Source organism: Acidaminococcus intestini DSM 21505, from assembly GCF_000425045.1.
GTDB classification, from domain to species: Bacteria; Bacillota; Negativicutes; order Acidaminococcales; family Acidaminococcaceae; genus Acidaminococcus; species Acidaminococcus intestini.
The window spans coordinates 77400-96116 of record NZ_AULA01000002.1 but is presented as its reverse complement, the minus strand read 5'-3'; the positions used below and the strand labels follow the sequence as shown (position 1 = coordinate 96116).

At 51.9% G+C, this 18717-nt stretch carries 21 protein-coding genes; all 21 read left to right on the top strand.

Features of this window, described 5'->3' with window-relative positions:
- The first annotated feature begins 1 nt into the window (after position 1).
- Positions 2-1012, top strand: a complete 1011-nt coding sequence (locus H503_RS0101490; RefSeq protein ID WP_009015764.1) for a beta-ketoacyl-ACP synthase III — start codon at positions 2-4, stop codon at positions 1010-1012.
- Entirely contained in the window at positions 1009-1956 is a 948-nt protein-coding gene (gene fabD / locus H503_RS0101485; RefSeq protein WP_009015763.1) for an ACP S-malonyltransferase, read from the top strand. The genes H503_RS0101490 and fabD overlap by 4 nt, the downstream gene beginning before the upstream one ends.
- 1 nt (position 1957) lies before the next feature.
- The gene (gene fabG, locus H503_RS0101480) at positions 1958-2701 is read left to right on the top strand and encodes a 3-oxoacyl-ACP reductase FabG (protein ID WP_009015762.1); all 744 of its coding nucleotides are present in this window, start codon (positions 1958-1960) and stop codon (positions 2699-2701) included.
- A 36-nt stretch (positions 2702-2737) separates the two neighbouring features.
- A complete protein-coding gene (locus H503_RS0101475; RefSeq protein WP_016459446.1) occupies positions 2738-2980 on the top strand; it encodes an acyl carrier protein in 243 nt (80 codons plus the stop codon).
- A gap of 102 nt (positions 2981-3082) precedes the next feature.
- Complete coding sequence (locus H503_RS0101470; protein ID WP_009015760.1) at positions 3083-4036, top strand: NAD(P)H-dependent flavin oxidoreductase; 954 nt, start codon at positions 3083-3085, stop codon at positions 4034-4036.
- 12 nt (positions 4037-4048) lie between these two features.
- Positions 4049-5296 (top strand): beta-ketoacyl-ACP synthase II, encoded by a 1248-nt coding sequence (gene fabF, locus H503_RS0101465; RefSeq protein WP_009015759.1) that lies wholly within the window; start codon positions 4049-4051, stop codon positions 5294-5296.
- Positions 5297-5302: 6 nt separating this feature from the next.
- A complete protein-coding gene (gene rnc / locus H503_RS0101460; RefSeq protein WP_009015758.1) occupies positions 5303-6019 on the top strand; it encodes a ribonuclease III in 717 nt (238 codons plus the stop codon).
- Between the two features lie 66 nt (positions 6020-6085).
- Positions 6086-7084: an elongator complex protein 3 gene (locus tag H503_RS0101455; RefSeq protein ID WP_009015757.1), complete on the top strand. Its 999-nt coding sequence runs from the start codon at positions 6086-6088 to the stop codon at positions 7082-7084.
- A complete protein-coding gene (locus tag H503_RS0101450) occupies positions 7065-8273 on the top strand; it encodes an alanyl-tRNA editing protein (protein ID WP_009015756.1) in 1209 nt (402 codons plus the stop codon). Before H503_RS0101455 ends, H503_RS0101450 begins: the two co-directional genes overlap by 20 nt.
- A 148-nt stretch (positions 8274-8421) precedes the next feature.
- Positions 8422-9153 carry a 30S ribosomal protein S2 gene (rpsB, locus tag H503_RS0101445; protein WP_009015755.1) on the top strand — a complete coding sequence of 244 codons (732 nt, stop codon included), beginning with the start codon at positions 8422-8424 and terminating at the stop codon, positions 9151-9153.
- A 39-nt stretch (positions 9154-9192) separates the two neighbouring features.
- On the top strand, positions 9193-10074 hold the full coding sequence (tsf, locus tag H503_RS0101440) for a translation elongation factor Ts (protein ID WP_009015754.1): 882 nt from the start codon (positions 9193-9195) through the stop codon (positions 10072-10074).
- 281 nt (positions 10075-10355) lie between these two features.
- The gene (pyrH, locus tag H503_RS0101435; RefSeq protein ID WP_009015753.1) at positions 10356-11081 is read left to right on the top strand and encodes a UMP kinase; all 726 of its coding nucleotides are present in this window, start codon (positions 10356-10358) and stop codon (positions 11079-11081) included.
- On the top strand, positions 11081-11644 hold the full coding sequence (frr, locus tag H503_RS0101430; RefSeq protein ID WP_009015752.1) for a ribosome recycling factor: 564 nt from the start codon (positions 11081-11083) through the stop codon (positions 11642-11644). The genes pyrH and frr overlap by 1 nt, the downstream gene beginning before the upstream one ends.
- On the top strand, positions 11644-11892 hold the full coding sequence (locus H503_RS0101425; protein ID WP_009015751.1) for a PASTA domain-containing protein: 249 nt from the start codon (positions 11644-11646) through the stop codon (positions 11890-11892). Before frr ends, H503_RS0101425 begins: the two co-directional genes overlap by 1 nt.
- Positions 11876-12049 (top strand): indolepyruvate ferredoxin oxidoreductase subunit alpha, encoded by a 174-nt coding sequence (locus H503_RS0101420; protein WP_009015750.1) that lies wholly within the window; start codon positions 11876-11878, stop codon positions 12047-12049. Before H503_RS0101425 ends, H503_RS0101420 begins: the two co-directional genes overlap by 17 nt.
- 66 nt (positions 12050-12115) lie before the next feature.
- Entirely contained in the window at positions 12116-12904 is a 789-nt protein-coding gene (locus H503_RS0101415; protein WP_009015749.1) for an isoprenyl transferase, read from the top strand.
- A 3-nt stretch (positions 12905-12907) separates the two neighbouring features.
- The gene (locus H503_RS0101410; protein WP_009015748.1) at positions 12908-13708 is read left to right on the top strand and encodes a phosphatidate cytidylyltransferase; all 801 of its coding nucleotides are present in this window, start codon (positions 12908-12910) and stop codon (positions 13706-13708) included.
- Between the two features lie 34 nt (positions 13709-13742).
- Positions 13743-14903 (top strand): 1-deoxy-D-xylulose-5-phosphate reductoisomerase, encoded by a 1161-nt coding sequence (locus tag H503_RS0101405; RefSeq protein ID WP_009015747.1) that lies wholly within the window; start codon positions 13743-13745, stop codon positions 14901-14903.
- The gene (gene rseP / locus H503_RS0101400; RefSeq protein ID WP_009015746.1) at positions 14904-15920 is read left to right on the top strand and encodes an RIP metalloprotease RseP; all 1017 of its coding nucleotides are present in this window, start codon (positions 14904-14906) and stop codon (positions 15918-15920) included.
- An 11-nt stretch (positions 15921-15931) separates the two neighbouring features.
- Complete coding sequence (ispG, locus tag H503_RS0101395) at positions 15932-17002, top strand: flavodoxin-dependent (E)-4-hydroxy-3-methylbut-2-enyl-diphosphate synthase (protein WP_014128721.1); 1071 nt, start codon at positions 15932-15934, stop codon at positions 17000-17002.
- A complete protein-coding gene (locus H503_RS0101390) occupies positions 17002-18717 on the top strand; it encodes a proline--tRNA ligase (protein WP_009015744.1) in 1716 nt (571 codons plus the stop codon). The genes ispG and H503_RS0101390 overlap by 1 nt, the downstream gene beginning before the upstream one ends.

Genomic DNA, 18717 nt, shown 5'->3' with positions numbered 1-18717 from the left:
TATGTCAGGAATCAGTGTGGGTTTTTTGGGGATGGGTTCCTATGTCCCTGAAAAAATCATGACAAACTATGACCTGGAAAAATTGGTTGATACGAGCAATGAATGGATCGTGGAACGCACGGGTATCCGGCAGCGCCATATTGCCGCTCCGGAACAGGCAACCAGTGATCTTGCCTTTATCGCTGCCCAGCGCGCGCTGGATGATGCCAACTTGAAAGCGGAAGACTTGGACCTTATTGTAGTTGCTTCCGAGTCACCGGACATGAAGTTTCCTTCTGTGGCCTGCATGCTGCAGGACCGGTTGGGAGCCAGCCATGCCGCGGCCTTTGACCTGGGCGCGGGGTGCACGGGATTTGCCTATGCCTGCGGGATTGTCAGTCAGACCATTGCCTCCGGCCTTTATAAGCATGTGCTTGTTGTAGGGGCAGAAACCCTTTCCCGGATCCTTGACTTTACGGACCGCAATACGTGCATCCTCTTTGGTGATGGCGCCGGTGCGGCTATTCTGGGACCGGTAGAAGACGGTTACGGCATCCTTTCCGTAGATCTTGGAGCCGACGGCTCCGGTGGAAAATACCTGAATATGCCCGGCGGGGGATCGCGTCATCCAGCAAGCCACGAAACGGTGGATCACCATGAACACTTCATCCACATGAATGGAAAAGAAGTCTTTAAATTCGCTGTTCGCGTCCTCGGCCGCAGTGTCATGAAAGCCTTGGACAAAATTGGCATGACGAAAAATGATATCGACCTTCTGGTGCCGCACCAGGCCAACGTACGGATCATTGATTCTGCGGCCAAACGGCTTGACCTTCCGCTTAATAAAGTCATGGTCAACGTCGATCAGTATGCCAATACATCCGCCGCGTCCATTCCAATTGCCCTGTGTGACGCCCGTGACCAAGGCCGCTTGAAACGGGATGAAATTGTTGTCCTTGTCGGCTTTGGGGCTGGGCTCACGTATGGATCCCTTGTCATCAAATGGCAGAAAACAGAGGAGGCCAAAAAATGAGTAAGATTGCGTTCATGTTCCCTGGTCAGGGTTCCCAGAAAGTAGGGATGATGAAAGACCTTTATGATAATTACAGTGTCGTAAAGGACGTTTTCAAGGAAGCTGACGAAGCCCTTGGCTTTTCCATGACGGACCTTTGCTTCAAAGGCCCGGAAGAACAGCTGCGCCTGACCTATAATACACAGCCTGCAATTTTGACGTGCAGTGTCGCTGCGATGAAAGTCCTGGAAGAAAATGAAATTATTCCCTCCGTTGTAGCCGGTCATTCCTTGGGTGAATATTCTGCCCTTGTCTGTGCCGGTGCCATGAGCTTTGCCGATGCGGTCCGCACGGTCCGCAAGAGAGGCCAGTTCATGCAGGAAGCCGTCCCCGTTGGGGAAGGTGCCATGGCTGCCATCATTGGCCTTGATACAGATAAAATCAAGGAAATCTGTGCAGAAACGGCAAACATGACGAATCAGTGTGTCCAGGCAGTCAACTTCAACTGCCCTGGCCAGATTGTCATCGCTGGTGCGACGGAAGCTGTCCATAAAGCCTGTGACAGGCTGAAGGAAGCCGGTGCCAAACGCGCCATCCTCCTTCCTGTCAGTGCTCCCTTCCACAGCACGCTCATGCAGCCTGCTGCAGATCGTCTGAAGGAAGTCCTTGACAGCGTTGAGATCGTGGATGCCAAGATTCCCGTGGTGGCAAACGTCAATGCCAAGCCGGAAACAAAGGCGGATGAAATCCGCTCCCAGCTCGTCCTGCAGGCCGCAAGCCCTGTATTATGGGAAGATTCGGTCCGCCGTATGATGAATGACGGCGTCGATACCTTTGTGGAAGTTGGCCCTGGCAAAGTTCTCTGCGGCTTCATCAAGAAAGTGGACCGTTCCTATGCACCGCTCAATGTGGAAGACATGGAATCTTTGGAAAAATCGCTTGCTTATTTAAAGGAGGTTCGATAAAATGACGTTATTCGGCAAGGTAGCGCTTGTAACCGGCGGTTCTCGCGGCATTGGCCGTGCCATTGTCCTGACGCTGGCAAAAGCAGGGGCTGACGTGGCCATCAATTATGCCGGCAATACAGCCGCCGCTGAAGAAACCGCAGAAGCTGTCAAGGCAATGGGCCGCAAGGCCATTGTCCTTAAAGGGGATGTTGCCGATACAGCTGTCTGCGAAGACATGATCAAGCAGGCAGTCGCTGAATTGGGACGCCTCGATATCCTTGTCAACAACGCCGGAATCACCCGTGATGGGCTTCTGATGCGTATGAAGGAAGAAGATTGGGATGCCGTTATTGCAACGAATCTCAAGAGCATGTATAACTGTTCCAAAGCCGTTATGCGCACCATGATGAAGCAAAAGGCAGGCCGAATCATCAATATGGCCTCCGTGGTGGGCGAGACGGGCAATGCCGGTCAGGCCAACTATGCCGCTGCCAAAGCGGGCGTCATTGGCTTTACCAAGGCTCTTGCCAAGGAAGTGAGTTCTCGCGGCATTACAGCAAACGTCATTGCACCGGGCTTTATTGCTACGGACATGACGAAAGTCCTCGGAGAGTCCGTTCAGGAGGAAATGCTCAAGACCATTCCTCTGGGACGCCCTGGGGATCCGCAAGATGTTGCCAATGCAGTCTTATTCTTCGCCAGCGAAGAAGCTGCTTATATAACCGGCCAAGTTTTAAATGTGGACGGTGGCATGGTAATGTAGTATGATTGTATGAAGAAGGGGAAGGAGGTGAAAGGTATGAGCGAACAGAGCACTTTCGAAAAAGTAAAGGCAATCACCGTTGACCAGCTGAGCGTTGCTCCGGAAGACGTAAAGATGGACTCTACTTTCATCGATGACTTGGGAGCTGACTCTCTCGACATTGTTGAGCTGATCATGGCATTTGAAGAGGAATTCAACACGGAAATCCCCGATGATGTTGCTGAAAAGATCCGCACCGTAAGAGATGCAGTAGAACTCCTGGATAAAGCTGACAAATAATCGGATATCCATCCAGTCGGAAGGTCCCTTTTCGGGACTTTCCGAGCTTTATCCTATTTTTTATTGATTTGATTTCCATGATCCTGAAATGGGGGATTTTAGTTGAAATTGCCAGAACTGAAGATTGGTGAAAAAGTTGCCACTGTGCCGATTGTGCAGGGTGGTATGGCGATCCGTCTTTCAACGGCCCGCCTGGCAGCTTCAGTAGCCAATGAAGGCGGTGTAGGCCTCATTGCTGCTTCCGGCCTGCCGTTTGATGAACTGCGCAAAGAAATCCGCCTTGCCCGGAAACTTTCCAATGGCAAGGGTATGATTGGCATCAATGCTATGGTAGCCGCTCGTGAATTCAAGGGGCTCATTACTACGGCAGCACAGGAAAAAGTCGATTTGATAGTGGCCGGCGCCGGCTTTTCCCGAGATATGTTTTCCGTCGGCAAGGAATATGGGGTTCCCATTGTTCCAATTGTTTCCTATGCCAAACTTGCGAAAATTGCTGAACGCTTGGGCGCTTCCGCTATTGTTGTGGAAGGAACAGAGGCCGGTGGCCATCTGGGGACCCAACGTTCGATTAAAGATATTCTGCCGGAAATCCTTTCGGTTGTTAAGATCCCGGTCATTGCGGCCGGCGGCGCCATCACGGGCAGTGATGTAGCCGATCTCCTTCATATGGGTGCCAGCGGCGTCCAGATGGGGAGCCGTTTTGCTGCGAGCGAGGAATCCAATGGAGCACCTCAGCTTAAGGAATTTTACTTGAAGATGACGAAAGATGATGTGATCCAGATTGATAGTCCCGTGGGATTCAAGGGTCGCGCCGTCCTCAGTCCGTTTTCCAAGGCTGCCTTGGAAGGGCATCCGCCAAAGCCGCTTACTTGTGACAGCTGCCTCAAGCACTGTTCTCGAAGCTTCTGCATCATCAAGGCCCTGACACGGGCCCAGCAGGGAGATCTTGAAACAGGTCTCGTCTTTACGGGCGCCAATATGTGGAAAATCAAGGAAATATTACCTGTTCATGAAATTTTCAGGAGACTGAAAGAAGAATTAAGCAAATCTTACTAAGAGGTGATCCCTTTGAAACGAAGAGTCGTCGTAACAGGCGTCAGTGCCATTACCCCGATTGGTATCGGTAAAGACGAATTTTGGAAGAACCTGACGGCAGGTAAAAGCGGTATTGGCCGCATTACCCTGTTTGATCCGTCCCGTCTGAACTGTCAGATTGCTGGGGAAGTCAAGGACTTTGATTTCGGTCAGTATGGGGATAAGAAAGAAGCCAAGCGGATGGACCGCGTGACCCAGTTTGCCGTAGCCTGCGGCAACATGGCATTTGCTGATTCAGGGCTCAAGCTCGAGGACGAAAATCCCAAGCGCATCGGTGTCTGCGTTGGCTCCGGTATCGGCGGTATGCAGACTTTTGTTGATGTGGCCATGAAGTACGCTGAAAAGGGTCCAAGCCGCATCAGTCCTTTCTTCATCCCGATGGAAATTCCCAATATGCCGGCCGCCCAGATTGCCATTGCCCTTGGCCTTAAAGGACCGAATACGGCCATCGTTACGGCTTGCGCAACAGGGACCAACTGCATTGGTGATGCCCTGCGCACCATTCAATACGGTGATGCCGATGTCATGCTTGCCGGGGGCAGTGAGGCTGCCATTACTGAAATGGCCATCGCTGGCTTTGATAACATGAAGGCATTGTCCCGCAATAATGAGGAACCGGAAAAGGCATCTTGCCCCTTTGATAAAAAAAGAAGCGGTTTTGTTATGGGCGAAGGCGCGGGTGTCATTGTCCTTGAAGAATTGGAACACGCCAAAAAACGCGGTGCCCATATCTATGCCGAAGTCATCGGCTACGGCTATAACAGTGATGCCTATCACATCACGGCTCCGGATCCGAGCGGGGAGATGCCGGCAGAATGCATGCTTGCTGCCATTTCTGACGGCGGAATCACGCCGGACGATGTCAGCTATGTCAATGCCCATGGGACATCGACCCATCGCAATGACCTTAATGAAACGCTGGCCTGCAAAAAGATTTTTGGGGATCGTGCCAAACAGGTGCCCATCAGCTCCAATAAATCCATGACGGGTCATCTGCTTGGGGCTGCCGGCGGCATGGAAGCCGTTGCTTCCGTCCTCACTATTGAAACCGGCATCATTCCTCCGACCATCAATTACGAAGATCCGGATACAGAAGATGAAATGGATCTTGACTACGTCCCCAATGTTGCCCGCAAGGCAGATGTGGACGTTGTCCTTTCCAATAATTTCGGCTTTGGCGGCCATAATGCCTGTGTCGCCTTCCGGAAATACAAGGACTGACCTTACATGCGCAAGGAACGTAAAGAGGCCCTGGAAAGCTTCCTTGTCCGTCTGGGTGTCACGATGCAGGATCTGTCCCTCATGGATACGGCCCTGACCCATTCTTCCTATGCCTATGAGTGCAAGGAAAAAGTGGTTCCGGAGTTCAACCAGCGCCTTGAGTTTTTGGGTGATTCCGTTCTCAGCCTTGTTGTCAGTACCCATCTGTACCTTGCCTACCCGGAGATGGATGAAGGAGCGCTTTCCAAGTTTAGGGCATTCCTTGTTTGCGAAGAGACCTTGGCGGAACTGGCTCAAGACCTTGCCATTGGAGACTATCTCCTCCTTGGCCGAGGGGAATGTCACATGGGTGGCCGTTACAATCCTTCCATCCTGGCAGATGCCTTTGAATCCGTTATGGGAGCGTACTACCTTGATGCAGGATATGAAAAGGTGAGGGATCTCCTTACAAGGGTCCTCATCGACAAGATCCCGGAACTGACCGCGGATGGGATCGATCGGGACTATAAGACCCGCTTCCAGGAACTCATCCAGGCACAAGGACAGACGGATATCCATTATGAAGAAGCGGGCTTTGACGGACCGCCCCATAACCGGACCTTTTTTATGAAGGTCATTGTAGGGGAAAAAACCTACGGAACCGGTTCGGGAAGGACGAAGAAGCTTGCTGAGCAGCGCGCTGCCCGTGAGGCACTGCGCCTAGTAAAGAAAAAGCAGGGGTGACCCTGTAAGAAACCTGTCACAAGGAGATTCTCCTTATGGCGGGTTTTTCTTGTACGAGGAGAGGCTATGATCATTCCCCTTTTTGTTTCCTTTAAAGGCTGTCCCCATCGCTGCCTTTTCTGCAATCAGCCCATCATCAACGGTACTGCCTATCATGGCGTGGAAGATGTCAAGAGTCAGCTCAGGACCCTTGCCGGCTGGGTCAGAAAGGACCATCGCAATGAGCTTGCTTTTTATGGCGGTTCCTTCACAGCCCTTCCGTTGGCGGAACAGGAAGCCCTGCTGGAACTTGTCATGCCTTATCGTAAGGCTGGCTATTTTACGGACCTACGCCTTTCCACCCGGCCTGATGCCATAAGTCCAGCCAGCTTAAGTCTGCTTAGAGACTACGGCGTTCGCACAGTTGAACTGGGCGTCCAGTCTCTTGACGATGTAACGTTGACGCTTCTTGACAGGGGACATGACGCGCACTGCGTCTATGAGGCCACGGCACAGCTTCAAGCAGCAGGCTTTGCTGTCATCCATCAGCTTATGGTCAATTTGCCTGGGGAAACGGAAGAAACCCTGAAAAAGACCCTTCGCGGTGTTACGGCCATGCATCCAGAGGGATGCCGTATCTATCCGCTCCTTGTGATTGAGGGAACCAAACTTGCCGATTGGTACCGTAAGGGGTGTTATACGCCCCTTGACCTTGCTGAAACGGTTCGCCGCTGCGCCTATCTTTACGAAGGGCTCACAGCAGCTGGCATCCCCGTCATCCGGATGGGGCTTCAGCCCGATGAGGATCTTAGGGCGCCGGGCAGGATTCTCGCCGGTCCCTTCCACCCCTCTTTTGGGGAACTCGTCCATTCCTATGTCTGGCAAAAAAAGATTGACGCCCTTATTGCAGAGCAGAAAAGCGGGAATTATAATATGGTTATTACGGTGCCAGACCGCCTTTCTTCTATTGTACGGGGTCAGCATCGTTCCAATATTCGGCACTGGGAAGCTTCCGGAAGGATCAAGGTCCAAGTGGAAGCTGGGTGCCAATTCGAGGTGACCTTCCATGACCAAAAAATGGTATGAAAATGATTCACTCCGCAAGGAGTGCAGCGCGACGGTTCTGTCGACAAAGGAAGTGGGGGACCATTTTGAAATCGTCCTCGATGGAACCGTGATCTTCCCCGAAGGGGGCGGGCAGCTTTCCGACCAGGGCTGGATTGATGATATTCCCGTCTATTACGCGGCTGAATCAGGAGATGACGTGCGCCATTTTACCCACAAGGCCCTGCCGGTGGGGGAAAAAGTGACCGTTCGCCTCGATTGGGATGTCAGGCTTGACCGCATGCAGCAGCACTGCGGAGAGCATATGTTGAGTTATGCTTTTTGGAAGACCTGCGGCGCCAATAATGTAGGGTTTCATATGAATGAAGAGAGCGTGTTCATTGACCTTGATAAGGAAGTAGACGAAAAAACCGTCAAAGAAGCGGAACTTTCAGCCAATGCCGCGGTTTGGGAAAATCATCCCATTACCCTTCATTATGTTCCTTACACGGAACTCGGAAAGTATGGCCTTCGTAAGAAAAACGATAAGCTGCGGGGCATCGTCCGCCTCGTCGATATCAAAGAGGGCGATACCTGTACCTGCTGCGGGACCCATCCGCCCTTTACGGGCATGGTGGGGCTCATCAAGGTCATCCGCTTCAACCGCTATAAAGGCGGCAGCCGCATAGAGTTCCTCTGCGGCAAACGAGCCGTGGAAGCCATCCATGAACGCAGTCGCATCCTGGAAGAAACGAGCAATCTCCTTTCTGTCAAAAGTGAAGAAGTCCTGCCAGCTGTGGAAAAACTCCATCAGGAAGTCCTAGACCTCAAGGCTAGCCTGCGGGAAAGGACCCAGGACCTTTTCCAGGCTGAGCTGCCTGCCCTTTTGGAAAAGGCACCTCTTCTTGCGTCAGGTACACGTTTTGTCTTCGTCCTGACCGAAGGAACCCCAAGGGACGGGAAGAGCCTCATGAAACTATTGACAGGAAAGGAAAAGATCTTGGCGGCCCTTATCCTTAAAAATGGCGATAAGGTCATGTACCAATTTGCCGCGACAAAAGGGGCAGAAGAGCGCTGCCGTGACTTGTGTACCATGGCAGGAAACGTCTTTCATGGCCGCGGTGGGGGCAGCCCGACATCGAGCCAAGGCGGGGGTATAGCCGGGTCTGATTGGAAGGCACAGGCAAAGGCTCTTGAAAAGGCCATGCTGGAAGCGCTTAACAGCAAATAACAAAAAGCTTGCTTAATCAGACCTTGGTATGCTATAATGCTATCCGGTGCGCACAGCACCCCTAACAACACACGCAGCGTTTGACGTACCTGTCCTTTTTAGGAGATTCGGAAAATAGCTGCGGAGGAAAAAACAGGAGGAAATAAAAATGGCTATTGTATCGATGAAACAACTTCTTGAAGCAGGCGTACACTTCGGTCATCAGACTCGCCGCTGGAACCCTAAGATGGCTCCTTACATCTTCACGGAACGCAACGGAATCTATATCATTGACCTGCAGAAGACCGTCAAGAAAGTAGAAGAATGCTACAACTTCCTGCGTGAACTGGCGGCCCAGGGCGGTAAGGTTCTCTTCGTTGGAACGAAGAAACAGGCCCAGAGCGCAATCAAGGAAGAATCCACCCGTGCTGGCATGTTCTATGTCAACGAAAGATGGCTCGGCGGTATGCTGACCAACTTCAAGACCATCCAGACCCGTATCAAACGGCTCCATGAACTCGAAAAAATGGAAGAAGACGGCACCTTTGCCCTGCTTCCTAAGAAAGAAGTCATTGTGCTTCGTCATGAAATGGCGAAACTTGAAAAATACCTCGGCGGTATCAAGGAAATGAAGAAACTTCCGGATGCCATCTTTGTTATCGATCCCCGCAAGGAACACAACACGATCCTGGAAGCCCGCAAGCTCCATATCCCTGTTGTTGCCACGGTTGACACCAACTGCGATCCGGATGAAGTGGATTACCTGATGCCGGCTAACGACGACGCTATCCGTGCCGTCAGACTGCTCACCAGCAAAATGGCTGATGCAATCCTCGAAGGCAAGGCCAGTGCTGTCGACGAAGAAGCTGCTGAAGCAAAAGCAGAAGACGCTGCTGAATAATCATCAGCATTAGCAACATCACTTGAGGAGGAAAAACACATGGCAATTACTGCAAGTCAAGTCAAGGAACTGCGTGAACGCACCGGCGCTGGCATGATGGACTGCAAAAAAGCCCTGACCGCTACCGACGGCGATATGGATAAAGCCATCGACTACCTGAGAGAAAAAGGCCTGTCCAAGGCGGCTAAGAAAGCCAGCCGCGTTGCTGCTGAAGGTCTTGTTGATATCTATCTGGACGAAGCAAACAAAGTGGCTGCTCTCGTAGAAGTCAACTGCGAAACTGACTTTGTCGCCAACACCGATGATTACAAGAACCTTGTTCATTCCATTACCAAACATGTTGCCCTGACGAAACCGGCTGATATGCAGGCCCTGCTCGATTCCACTTTCACTGGTTCTGATAAGAAGGTCAGTGAAATCGTGACGGAAGCCATCGCTAAGATTGGTGAAAAAGTTGATATCCGCCGTTTCTCTGTCTATGAATATGGCAGCCATACCCTGGGTCACTATATCCATGGCGCAGGCAAGATTGGCGTCCTCGTTGAACTCGAAGGCGGCGATGAAGAACTGGCCAAACATGTTGCCATGCACATTGCAGCTGCTAACCCTGGCTACATGGATCGCACTGTTGTGCCGGCTGATGTTCTGGACCATGAAAAGGAAGTTCTTGCTGAACAGGCTCGCAACGAAGGCAAACCGGAAAAGATCATCGAAAAGATGGTCATGGGCCGCATCCAAAAATTCTATAAGGAAAACTGCTTGGTTGATCAGGAATTCGTCATGGATCCTGATAAGACCATCAGCGGTCTCCTGAAAGAAAAGAATGCCAAAGCCATTCGCTTTGTCCGCTATCAGCTTGGCGAAGGCATTGAAAAGAAGCAGGAAGATTTTGCTTCTGAAGTCCAGAGCTTCATTAAATAAGAAATAAAGTATGGAAAAGGAGGAGGCTGTACCGAAAATTGCGCCATGCGTTTTTTGGGCAGCTTCCTTTTTTGCGGCCTGAAATGGTGTAGGAGGCAGAATCCGTGACAAATTTGGATTCTGTCTTGCATGTACCCTTTTTTTTTCATATAATGAATGAAAGTGGATAAAGGGGGAAGTGCCCCCCTTTTGCTGAGAAGGAGCCCGCATCCATCCTTTGGGTTGGGATGCCTTCTTGCTTCTTCCAAATGATAGATGACTCATGGGAGGAATGTAAGCAGATGTCAGCAAAACGAAAATTCAAACGCGTCATTCTTAAACTCAGTGGAGAAGCCTTAGCAGGAGAAAAAGGTTATGGTATCGATCCTGTAACGGTAGACAGCATTGCCGGTCAGATCCAAGCCGTCCGTGAAAGCGGATTGGATGTCGCCATCGTCAACGGCGGCGGCAACATCTGGAGAGGTCTTTCAGGCAGCTCCAAGGGTATGGACCGCGCGACTGCTGACTATATGGGAATGCTCGCAACGGTCATCAACTCCTTGGCTCTCCAGGACGCCTTGGAAAACCGCGGCGTGCCGACTCGGGTACAAACGGCCATTGAAATGCGTCAAATTGCTGAACCCTACATTCGCCGCCGTGCTGTACGGCACCTTGAAAAGGGCCGTGTCGTGATCTTTGCGGCTGGAACGGGGAATCCTTATTTTTCAACGGATACGACGGCTGCCCTGCGCGCCGCTGAAATCGAAGCCGACGCTATCCTGATGGCTAAAAAAGGCGTCGATGGGGTTTATGACAGTGATCCGAAGAAGAACCCTGAGGCCAAGAAGTTCGATCATCTTGAATACCTTGAAGTCATCCAAAAGAATCTGGGTGTCATGGATTCCACGGCAATCAGTCTCTGCATGGATAATGATATTCCTATTGTTGTATTTAATATTGACCGCCCGGGCAACATTGCAAAGGTGGCCGCGGGAGAAGAAATTGGAACCGTAGTAGGAGGACTCTGATGGCTACGATTGAAGAACTGAAAGCGGACAGCGAAAGAAAGATGACAAGTGCCCTTAAGGCCCTGCATACGGAACTTGCTGCCATCCGCACGGGAAGAGCAACACCGTCCCTGCTAGATCAAGTCAAAGTAGATTATTACGGAACGGCGACCCCTGTCAACCAGCTTGCCAATGTTTCCGTTCCGGAACCCCGCATGATTGTGATCCAGCCTTGGGACAAGAGCCTGATGAAAGAAATTGAAAAGGCAATCATGACGAGCGACCTTGGTCTGAATCCCAATAATGATGGGACTGTCATTCGTCTGAGCCTGCCTATTTTAACCGAAGAAAGACGTAAGGAACTCGTCAAGGTTGTTCATAAAAAGGGTGAAAGTGCCCGTGTTGCCGTCCGCAACATCCGTCGTGAATACAATGATGCCGTGAAGAAACTGCTGAAAGGCAAGGAAATCACGGAAGATGATTCCAAGGATGCTATGGATGCTTCCCAAAAACTGACTGACCAGTATATGAAGCAAATCGATGACATCCTTGCGAAAAAGGAAAAGGAAGTCATGTCCATCTAATGGAATGTGAGATGATTGTTCCCGACCTGGTCGCCCGTCCCCTTGCAGAAGCCGTCTTGATGGCCAAAGAGGCGGGACTTTCGGTGACGCTTGTGAAGGCTGAACCGGCCTTCCATCGTGATACGCTAGTCTGGCGCGATGATTTTGCTTACGTGTTGAAGCAAATCAATGCGCTTGACCATAAAGTAACATTGATTATTGGTTGTCAATTTGAAGGGAGGTGTACACATAATGGCACACAAGATTGATCAAGATGCATGCATCGGTTGTGGTTCCTGCGCTGGTACCTGCCCGGTTGGTGCTATCTCTGAAGACAATGGCAAGTACAAGGTTGATGAAGCTAGCTGCATCGACTGCGACGCTTGCACCGGCGCTTGCCCGGTTGGCGCTATCGCTGCTGAATAAGCAGGAGGCGCGTTGCGCAGCTTGCAATGATGCAGGCTGCGCTAATTTTTTTATAGGGGAACGCTTATGTTAACTCATCTTTTTCGCTCCGAACCGTCCACTCCTTCGGCACAAACCCATCCTGCCAGTGAGGAACTGGACCTTAAAAAGATTCCCCGCCATGTTGCCATGATCATGGACGGTAATGGCCGCTGGGCCAAACGGCAGGGAAAACCGAGAACCTTTGGTCATACCTATGGGGCCAAAGCGCTGCGCGAAATTGTGCGCTATGCTGATTCCATCGGGATAGAGGCCCTCACAGCCTACGCGTTTTCCACGGAAAATTGGAAGCGCCCCGTGACGGAAGTCAGTTTCATCATGAAGCTCCTTGTTGAATATCTCACCAATGAGCTTGAAGAATTCAAGAAATACCAGGTCCGTATGCGTTTCATTGGCTCCCGCAAGGAGCTGCCCGACCTTGTCCTCAAGAAGATGGAAGAAGCCGAGCAGGAAACAAAGGACAATCAAGGAATTCTCTTAACCATCGCAATCAATTACGGCGGACAGGCGGAAATCCTTCACGCGGCAACGGAGATTGCCCGGCAGGTGAAGGCTGGTACGCTGCAGCCGGATGACATAACAAAGGCTCTATTTGAGGACCATCTCTATACACGGGGCATCCCTGCTCCGGATCTTTTGATCCGCACGGGCGGTGACCTCAGGGTGAGCAATTTCCTGCTCTGGCAGATTGCTTATTCGGAACTGTGGACGACAGACGTCTGCTGGCCCGATTTTACGCCGGAACGATTCAAGGAAGCGCTCCTCAGCTATCAAAAACGGGACCGCCGCTTCGGCGGCCTGACAAAGAAGGCGTAACTCATGGGACAACGAATCCGTACGGCACTCATTGCCATTCCAATTGCTCTCCTTTTGATCAAACTGGGAGGTCTGTTTTTTTCACTGGGGACTTTGTTGCTTGCTGCCGTAGCATATAAGGAATATCGGGATATGATTCACGCGGCAGGTTATGACCTTTATGGAAAGGCCGCCTTTTTAGGCATTGTGCTCCTTGTAGCAGCAGCTTCCCTTGTTTTTTTGGATAGCTCCTTATCCCATGCACTCCTTGTGCCTGTGACCATCCTTTTTTCCCTTCTGATCATGCTGGATGGTCTGTTTCATCATGGGGAGGGCCAGTTTCTTGAAAAAACTGCTTTGAGCACGCTTTCCCTGCTTTATATTGGGCTTCCTTTTGCCCATTTCATCTTTCTTCGCTCTCTGGGGGAAGGTCTCCTCTGGACAGTCATGGTAGGAACCTGGGCCAGTGATACGTTTGCCTATTTTGGTGGCAGGATGTGGGGAAAGACGCCGCTGGCACCGACGGTCAGCCCCAAAAAGACTCGGGAAGGCGCTCTTTGCGGTTTTTTGGGAACCCTTGCCGTTATCTATCTCATTGGGCATACCTATCTTGGCTATCAAAGCGTTCGTGTCCTCATCCTTGCGCTCTTGGTCGGTTTCTTTGCCCCTTTGGGCGATCTTGTGGAATCCATTATGAAGCGTTGCTGTAAGATCAAGGATTCAGGCACCTTCTTTCCCGGTCATGGCGGTGTTCTTGACCGCTGTGACAGCTTGATTTTTTCCATTCCAATTGCTTATTACTTCGTGGAGTTCTTCCTTTTTTGACGGAAGGATCCCCATCTATCGATAAGGAGACGCTATGAAAGGTCTATCCATCTTAGGGTCGACCGGGTCCATTGGAACCCAGACCCTTGAGGTTGTGGCGGCAAGCCCTGAAAGGCTCAGTGTTGCAGCCCTTGCTGCCCATACCAACGATGCGCTTTTGGAAGCGCAGATCCGGAAATTTCGGCCGCACGTGGCCGCCCTCAGCGATGAAAAGGCTGCCGCAAGGCTGCGGGCCCGCTATGACGGACCTACGGAAATCCTTTCCGGTGAAGAAGGCATCCTTGCCTGTGCGACGGTTGGAGAGGCGGACACAGTTCTTGGAGCCATGGTCGGTTATGCAGGCTTGAAGCCAATCCTTGCCGCCATTGCAGCCCATAAGAACATCGCCCTTGCCAATAAAGAAACCCTTGTTGCAGCCGGAAGCCTTGTCATGGACGCGGTTAAAAAAAATGGCGTGCGCCTGACCCCTGTCGACAGTGAGCACAGTGCCATCTTCCAATCCTTGGAAGGCAATGACCACAAGGCCTTGAAACGCATCCTGCTTACGGCTTCGGGAGGTCCTTTCCGTGGCAAGAAACGGGAAGAACTAAGGCACGTAACCGTCAAGGAATGTATGAACCATCCCACTTGGAGCATGGGAACGAAGGTTACGCTTGATTCATCGACCCTTGCCAATAAGGGGCTTGAGGTCATCGAAGCCCATTGGCTCTTTGAGGCTTCCTATGATCAAATTGTGCCCATCATCCATCCCCAAAGCATTGTTCATTCCCTCGTGGAATATCAAGACGGGGCTGTCATTGCCCAGCTTGGCGCGCCCGATATGCGGCTGCCCATCCAGTATGCGCTCAGCTATCCAGAGCGCTGGCCCGTTCACTTTGAAACCTTGGACCTTCTTTCCTGTGGGCCCCTGACGTTCTTTGAACCGGACCGGGAGGTCTTCCGCGCCCTGCCCCTTGCCATTGAAGCCGGTAGGGCAGGCGGCATCATGCCGACAGTTTTCAATGCGGCAAACGAAGTGGCAGACGATGCCTTTATCAAAGGACAGATTCCTTTTCTTGCCATGGCCGACCTCATTGAGGCCGTCCTCAGCAAAGTGGAACCTGTTTCCCCATTATCCTATGAAACAATCGTGGAAGCAGATCGTAAAGCGCGGGAAGTGGCCCGCACCCTTCTGTCCTCCATGGGGGAGGTCTAAATGACGACCCTTCTTGCCGCGCTTATTGTCTTTGGCGTGCTCATCACAGTGCATGAACTGGGCCATTTTGCGGCGGCTAAACTTGTCGGGATGCAGGTCGATGAATTTGCCATTGGCTTTGGTCCCAAACTTTATCAAACCGAGGAAAAGGGCACGGTCTATACGCTGCGGGCCCTGCCGCTTGGGGGATTTAACCGTATTGCCGGCATGGAGCCTGGCGAGGAAAACGTGGAAAATGGCTTTCATACAAAACCCCTGTGGGCCCGAATGGTAGTCATCCTTGCCGGTGTCACCATGAACTTTCTCCTGCCGCTTTTGCTTTTCTTCGGAATCTTCTTTTTCCATGGGACAGAGACCCCGGTCAATGAACCCGTCTTGGGCCGCGTTATGGATCATCAGCCTGCCAGCGATGCCGGACTGATGAAGGGGGACCGGATCATTTCCATCAACGGAACGAAACTATCGGCCTGGACGGATGTGTCTACCCTGATCCAAGAAGCAGGCAGCAAGAAAAGCACGCTTGTTATCCAACGAGGAGGGAAGACCCTCGAAAAGACCTTGATTCCTCAATTTGATCAGGAAGCGGGACGCTATCTGATCGGGGTCATGCCTACTTTGGAAAAACGGCCTCTAGGTCTTTCGGAAAGTGTCCGTTACGCCGTATTAACGGAAGGCCGTATCATGAAGGGAATGGTGGATGGCCTGCGTCAGATCCTTACCGGCAAAGCGGGAGTCAATGTGGCAGGCCCGATTGGTGTGGCGCAAATGGCGGGCAGTGTGGCCCAGGAAGGCATGATTCCCTTTTTGACCTTTATCGCCTTTTTGAGTCTGAACCTTGGTATTTTGAACCTCATTCCTATACCGGCCCTTGATGGGGGTCAGTTCCTCATCCTCGCTGTTGAGGGTATCCTTCGGCATCCCCTTCCTCCTAAGGCCAAGGAACGGGTTCAGCTCGTCGGTGTCGCTCTCATCCTGGGGCTCACGATTTATGCAACAATCAGTGATATCCTGCGCTAAGGAGATGTAATATGGAAAGAAGAAAAACGAGGGAAGTACAGGTCGGTTCTGTCACCATTGGCGGCGGCCATCCCGTCGTAGTCCAATCCATGACCAATACAAAGACGGAAGACGCGGCAGCCACCCTTGCCCAGATCCGTGACCTGCAAGAACTGGGCTGTGAAGTGATCCGCTGTGCGGTTCCTACCATGGAGGCTGCAGAGGCCCTTTCCGTCATTACCAAGGAAAGCCCCATTCCCGTCATTGCCGATATCCATTTTGATTATCGCTTGGCCCTTGCCGCTATTGATGCCGGAGTTTCGGCCTTGCGTCTCAATCCGGGCAATATTGGGGGACGGGACCGGGTAGAGGCCGTTGTCAAAAAGGCCAAGGAACGTCGTATTCCTATCCGAATTGGTGTCAATGCGGGCTCGCTTCCCAAGGACCTTTTGGAGGCCTACGGTCATCCTACGGCCCATGCTATGGCAGAAGCGGCTTGGCGGCACATCCGCATCCTTGAGGAGATGGATTTTCATGATATCGTCATTTCCTTGAAGGCCCATGATGTACCCCTTACGGTAGAGGCCTATCGAAAGATGGCGGCGGCCTGCGATTACCCCCTTCATGTAGGCATTACGGAAGCGGGAACCTATCATATGGGCATCGTCAAATCTGCCGTTGGCATTGGTACCCTCCTTGCTGAGGGTATTGGGGATACGGTCCGTGTATCCCTTACGGGGGATCCTCGCCCAGAAGTCGTAACTGCCTATGAAATTCTCAAGTCCTTGGGCCTCCGTACCTATGGGCCGACCCTTGTTTCCTGTCCAACTTGCGGCAGAACCTGTGTTCCCTTGGAAAAGCTTGCCTTGGAAGTGGAAAAACGACTCTCCGGTCTCCGCGATCCTTTGACCATTGCTGTCATGGGATGCGCTGTCAATGGTCCTGGTGAAGCCAGGGAAGCCGATGTGGGGATTGCCGGCGGAAAAGGGGAGGGTCTTTTATTCCGCAAAGGGGAGATCCTTCGCCGTGTCCCAGAAGATGAACTTGTCGATCAGCTGTTTGTTGAAATCCATAAAATCATTGAGGAAAGGAAGAACTCATAATGCTCGTTTCAAAACTCTATGCGCCGACCCTTCGTGAAGTGCCGGCAGAAGCTGTCCTTGAAAGCCACAAATTGATGCTGCGTGCTGGCTATATCCGTAAGATTGCTGGCGGGCTTTATACCTACCTTCCACTGGCGTGGAAAAGCATCAAGAAGATTGAACGCATCATCCGGGAGGAAATGGACGCCATCGATTCGCAGGAAATCATGATGCCGATTGTACAGCCTTCCGAAATCTGGAAGGAAAGCGGCCGTTGGGATGTCTATGGGGCGGAAATGTTCCGTGTGCGGGATCGCCACGGCCGAGAATTCTGCCTGGGCCCAACGCATGAAGAAATGATTACCACCCTCGTTAAGAATGAGCTCCATTCCTACCGTCAGCTGCCGACGAGCCTTTATCAGATCCAGAGCAAGTTCCGTGATGAAAAGCGGCCCCGCTTCGGCCTCATGAGAAGCCGCGAATTCATCATGAAGGATGCCTATACCTTCGATGCGGATGAAGCGGGCCTTGATGAGTCCTATCAGAAGATGTATGATGCCTACGCCCGCATCTTTGACCGCTGCGGGCTCAACTACCGACCGGTTGAAGCAGACCCCGGCGCCATTGGCGGCAATGGATCCCATGAATTCATGGGAATCGCGGCAAGCGGCGAAGCTGGCATTGTGTACTGTGATACGTGTGATTATGCAGCCGATGTGGAAAAGGCTGAATGTGAAGCCCTGCCCAGCCAAGAGGAAGCTCCGCGCGAGCTTCATACCATAGGTACCCCGGGCTGCAACACCATTGAAGCGGTCTGTGAGTATCTCCATGCACCGATTGAAAAGAGCGTCAAGGCCGTTGCTCTGACAAGCGATAAGGGCGGTCTGATCCTTTGTTTTGTCCGCGGCGACCATGAAGTGAACGAAATCAAGGTCACCAATGCGGTTGGGGCCAATGAAGTCATGATGGCTTCCGACGAGCAGATCCGGGCGGCAGGAACCGTTCCGGGCTTTATGGGCCCTATTGGACTCGACCTTAATAAGTGCACCATCCTCATTGACGCCACGGTCATGAATATGCACAATGTCTGCTGTGGTGCCAATGAAGTGGATACCCATTATGTTGACGCCGAACCTTGTCGTGACTTTGTCTATACCAAGGTCCTTGACATCCGCACGGCCCATGAAGGGGACCAGTGCCCTCACTGCAAAGGGCATTTGAAAGAAGCCCGAGGCATTGAAGTGGGGCAGGTCTTCAAACTCTATACCAAATACTCCGAAGCCCTCCATGCCACGTTCCTTGACCCGGAAGGGAAGGAAAAGCCGTTTTACATGGGCTCCTATGGCATCGGTGTCGGCCGGACCCTGGCAGCTGTTATAGAACAGTACCATGATGCAAACGGAGCCATCATGCCCAAAAACATCGCCCCTTATGAAGTAATCGTTTTGCCTGTCAATGTAAAGGATGAAGAAAGCTTTGCCAAGGCAGGGGAAATCTATCAGGCCCTCAATGCCCAGGGAATCGATGCCATCCTTGATGACCGTGATGAACGGGCTGGTGTCAAATTCAAGGATGCCGACCTCATCGGTTATCCCGTCCGCGTCGTGGTTGGCCCCAAGACTTTGCAGCGGGGCGCCATGGAAGTCAAGGTTCGCTATACCGGTGAAATGTGCGATTTGCCCTTGGACGGGGATTACGTGTCCGCTTTGAAGGATATCCTTTCCAAGACGTTGTAA

Coding starts and splice junctions, on each gene's coding strand:
- H503_RS0101450 (WP_009015756.1), top strand. CDS start 7,065: ATGACCAAAAAATGGTATGAAAATGATTCACTCCGCAAGGAGTGCAGC.
- H503_RS0101390 (WP_009015744.1), top strand. CDS start 17,002: ATGCTCGTTTCAAAACTCTATGCGCCGACCCTTCGTGAAGTGCCGGCA.
- rpsB (WP_009015755.1), top strand. CDS start 8,422: ATGGCTATTGTATCGATGAAACAACTTCTTGAAGCAGGCGTACACTTC.
- H503_RS0101425 (WP_009015751.1), top strand. CDS start 11,644: ATGGAATGTGAGATGATTGTTCCCGACCTGGTCGCCCGTCCCCTTGCA.
- frr (WP_009015752.1), top strand. CDS start 11,081: ATGGCTACGATTGAAGAACTGAAAGCGGACAGCGAAAGAAAGATGACA.
- rseP (WP_009015746.1), top strand. CDS start 14,904: ATGACGACCCTTCTTGCCGCGCTTATTGTCTTTGGCGTGCTCATCACA.
- H503_RS0101420 (WP_009015750.1), top strand. CDS start 11,876: ATGGCACACAAGATTGATCAAGATGCATGCATCGGTTGTGGTTCCTGC.
- H503_RS0101490 (WP_009015764.1), top strand. CDS start 2: ATGTCAGGAATCAGTGTGGGTTTTTTGGGGATGGGTTCCTATGTCCCT.
- H503_RS0101415 (WP_009015749.1), top strand. CDS start 12,116: ATGTTAACTCATCTTTTTCGCTCCGAACCGTCCACTCCTTCGGCACAA.
- H503_RS0101475 (WP_016459446.1), top strand. CDS start 2,738: ATGAGCGAACAGAGCACTTTCGAAAAAGTAAAGGCAATCACCGTTGAC.
- rnc (WP_009015758.1), top strand. CDS start 5,303: ATGCGCAAGGAACGTAAAGAGGCCCTGGAAAGCTTCCTTGTCCGTCTG.
- ispG (WP_014128721.1), top strand. CDS start 15,932: ATGGAAAGAAGAAAAACGAGGGAAGTACAGGTCGGTTCTGTCACCATT.
- H503_RS0101405 (WP_009015747.1), top strand. CDS start 13,743: ATGAAAGGTCTATCCATCTTAGGGTCGACCGGGTCCATTGGAACCCAG.
- fabD (WP_009015763.1), top strand. CDS start 1,009: ATGAGTAAGATTGCGTTCATGTTCCCTGGTCAGGGTTCCCAGAAAGTA.
- pyrH (WP_009015753.1), top strand. CDS start 10,356: ATGTCAGCAAAACGAAAATTCAAACGCGTCATTCTTAAACTCAGTGGA.
- H503_RS0101410 (WP_009015748.1), top strand. CDS start 12,908: ATGGGACAACGAATCCGTACGGCACTCATTGCCATTCCAATTGCTCTC.
- fabG (WP_009015762.1), top strand. CDS start 1,958: ATGACGTTATTCGGCAAGGTAGCGCTTGTAACCGGCGGTTCTCGCGGC.
- tsf (WP_009015754.1), top strand. CDS start 9,193: ATGGCAATTACTGCAAGTCAAGTCAAGGAACTGCGTGAACGCACCGGC.
- H503_RS0101455 (WP_009015757.1), top strand. CDS start 6,086: ATGATCATTCCCCTTTTTGTTTCCTTTAAAGGCTGTCCCCATCGCTGC.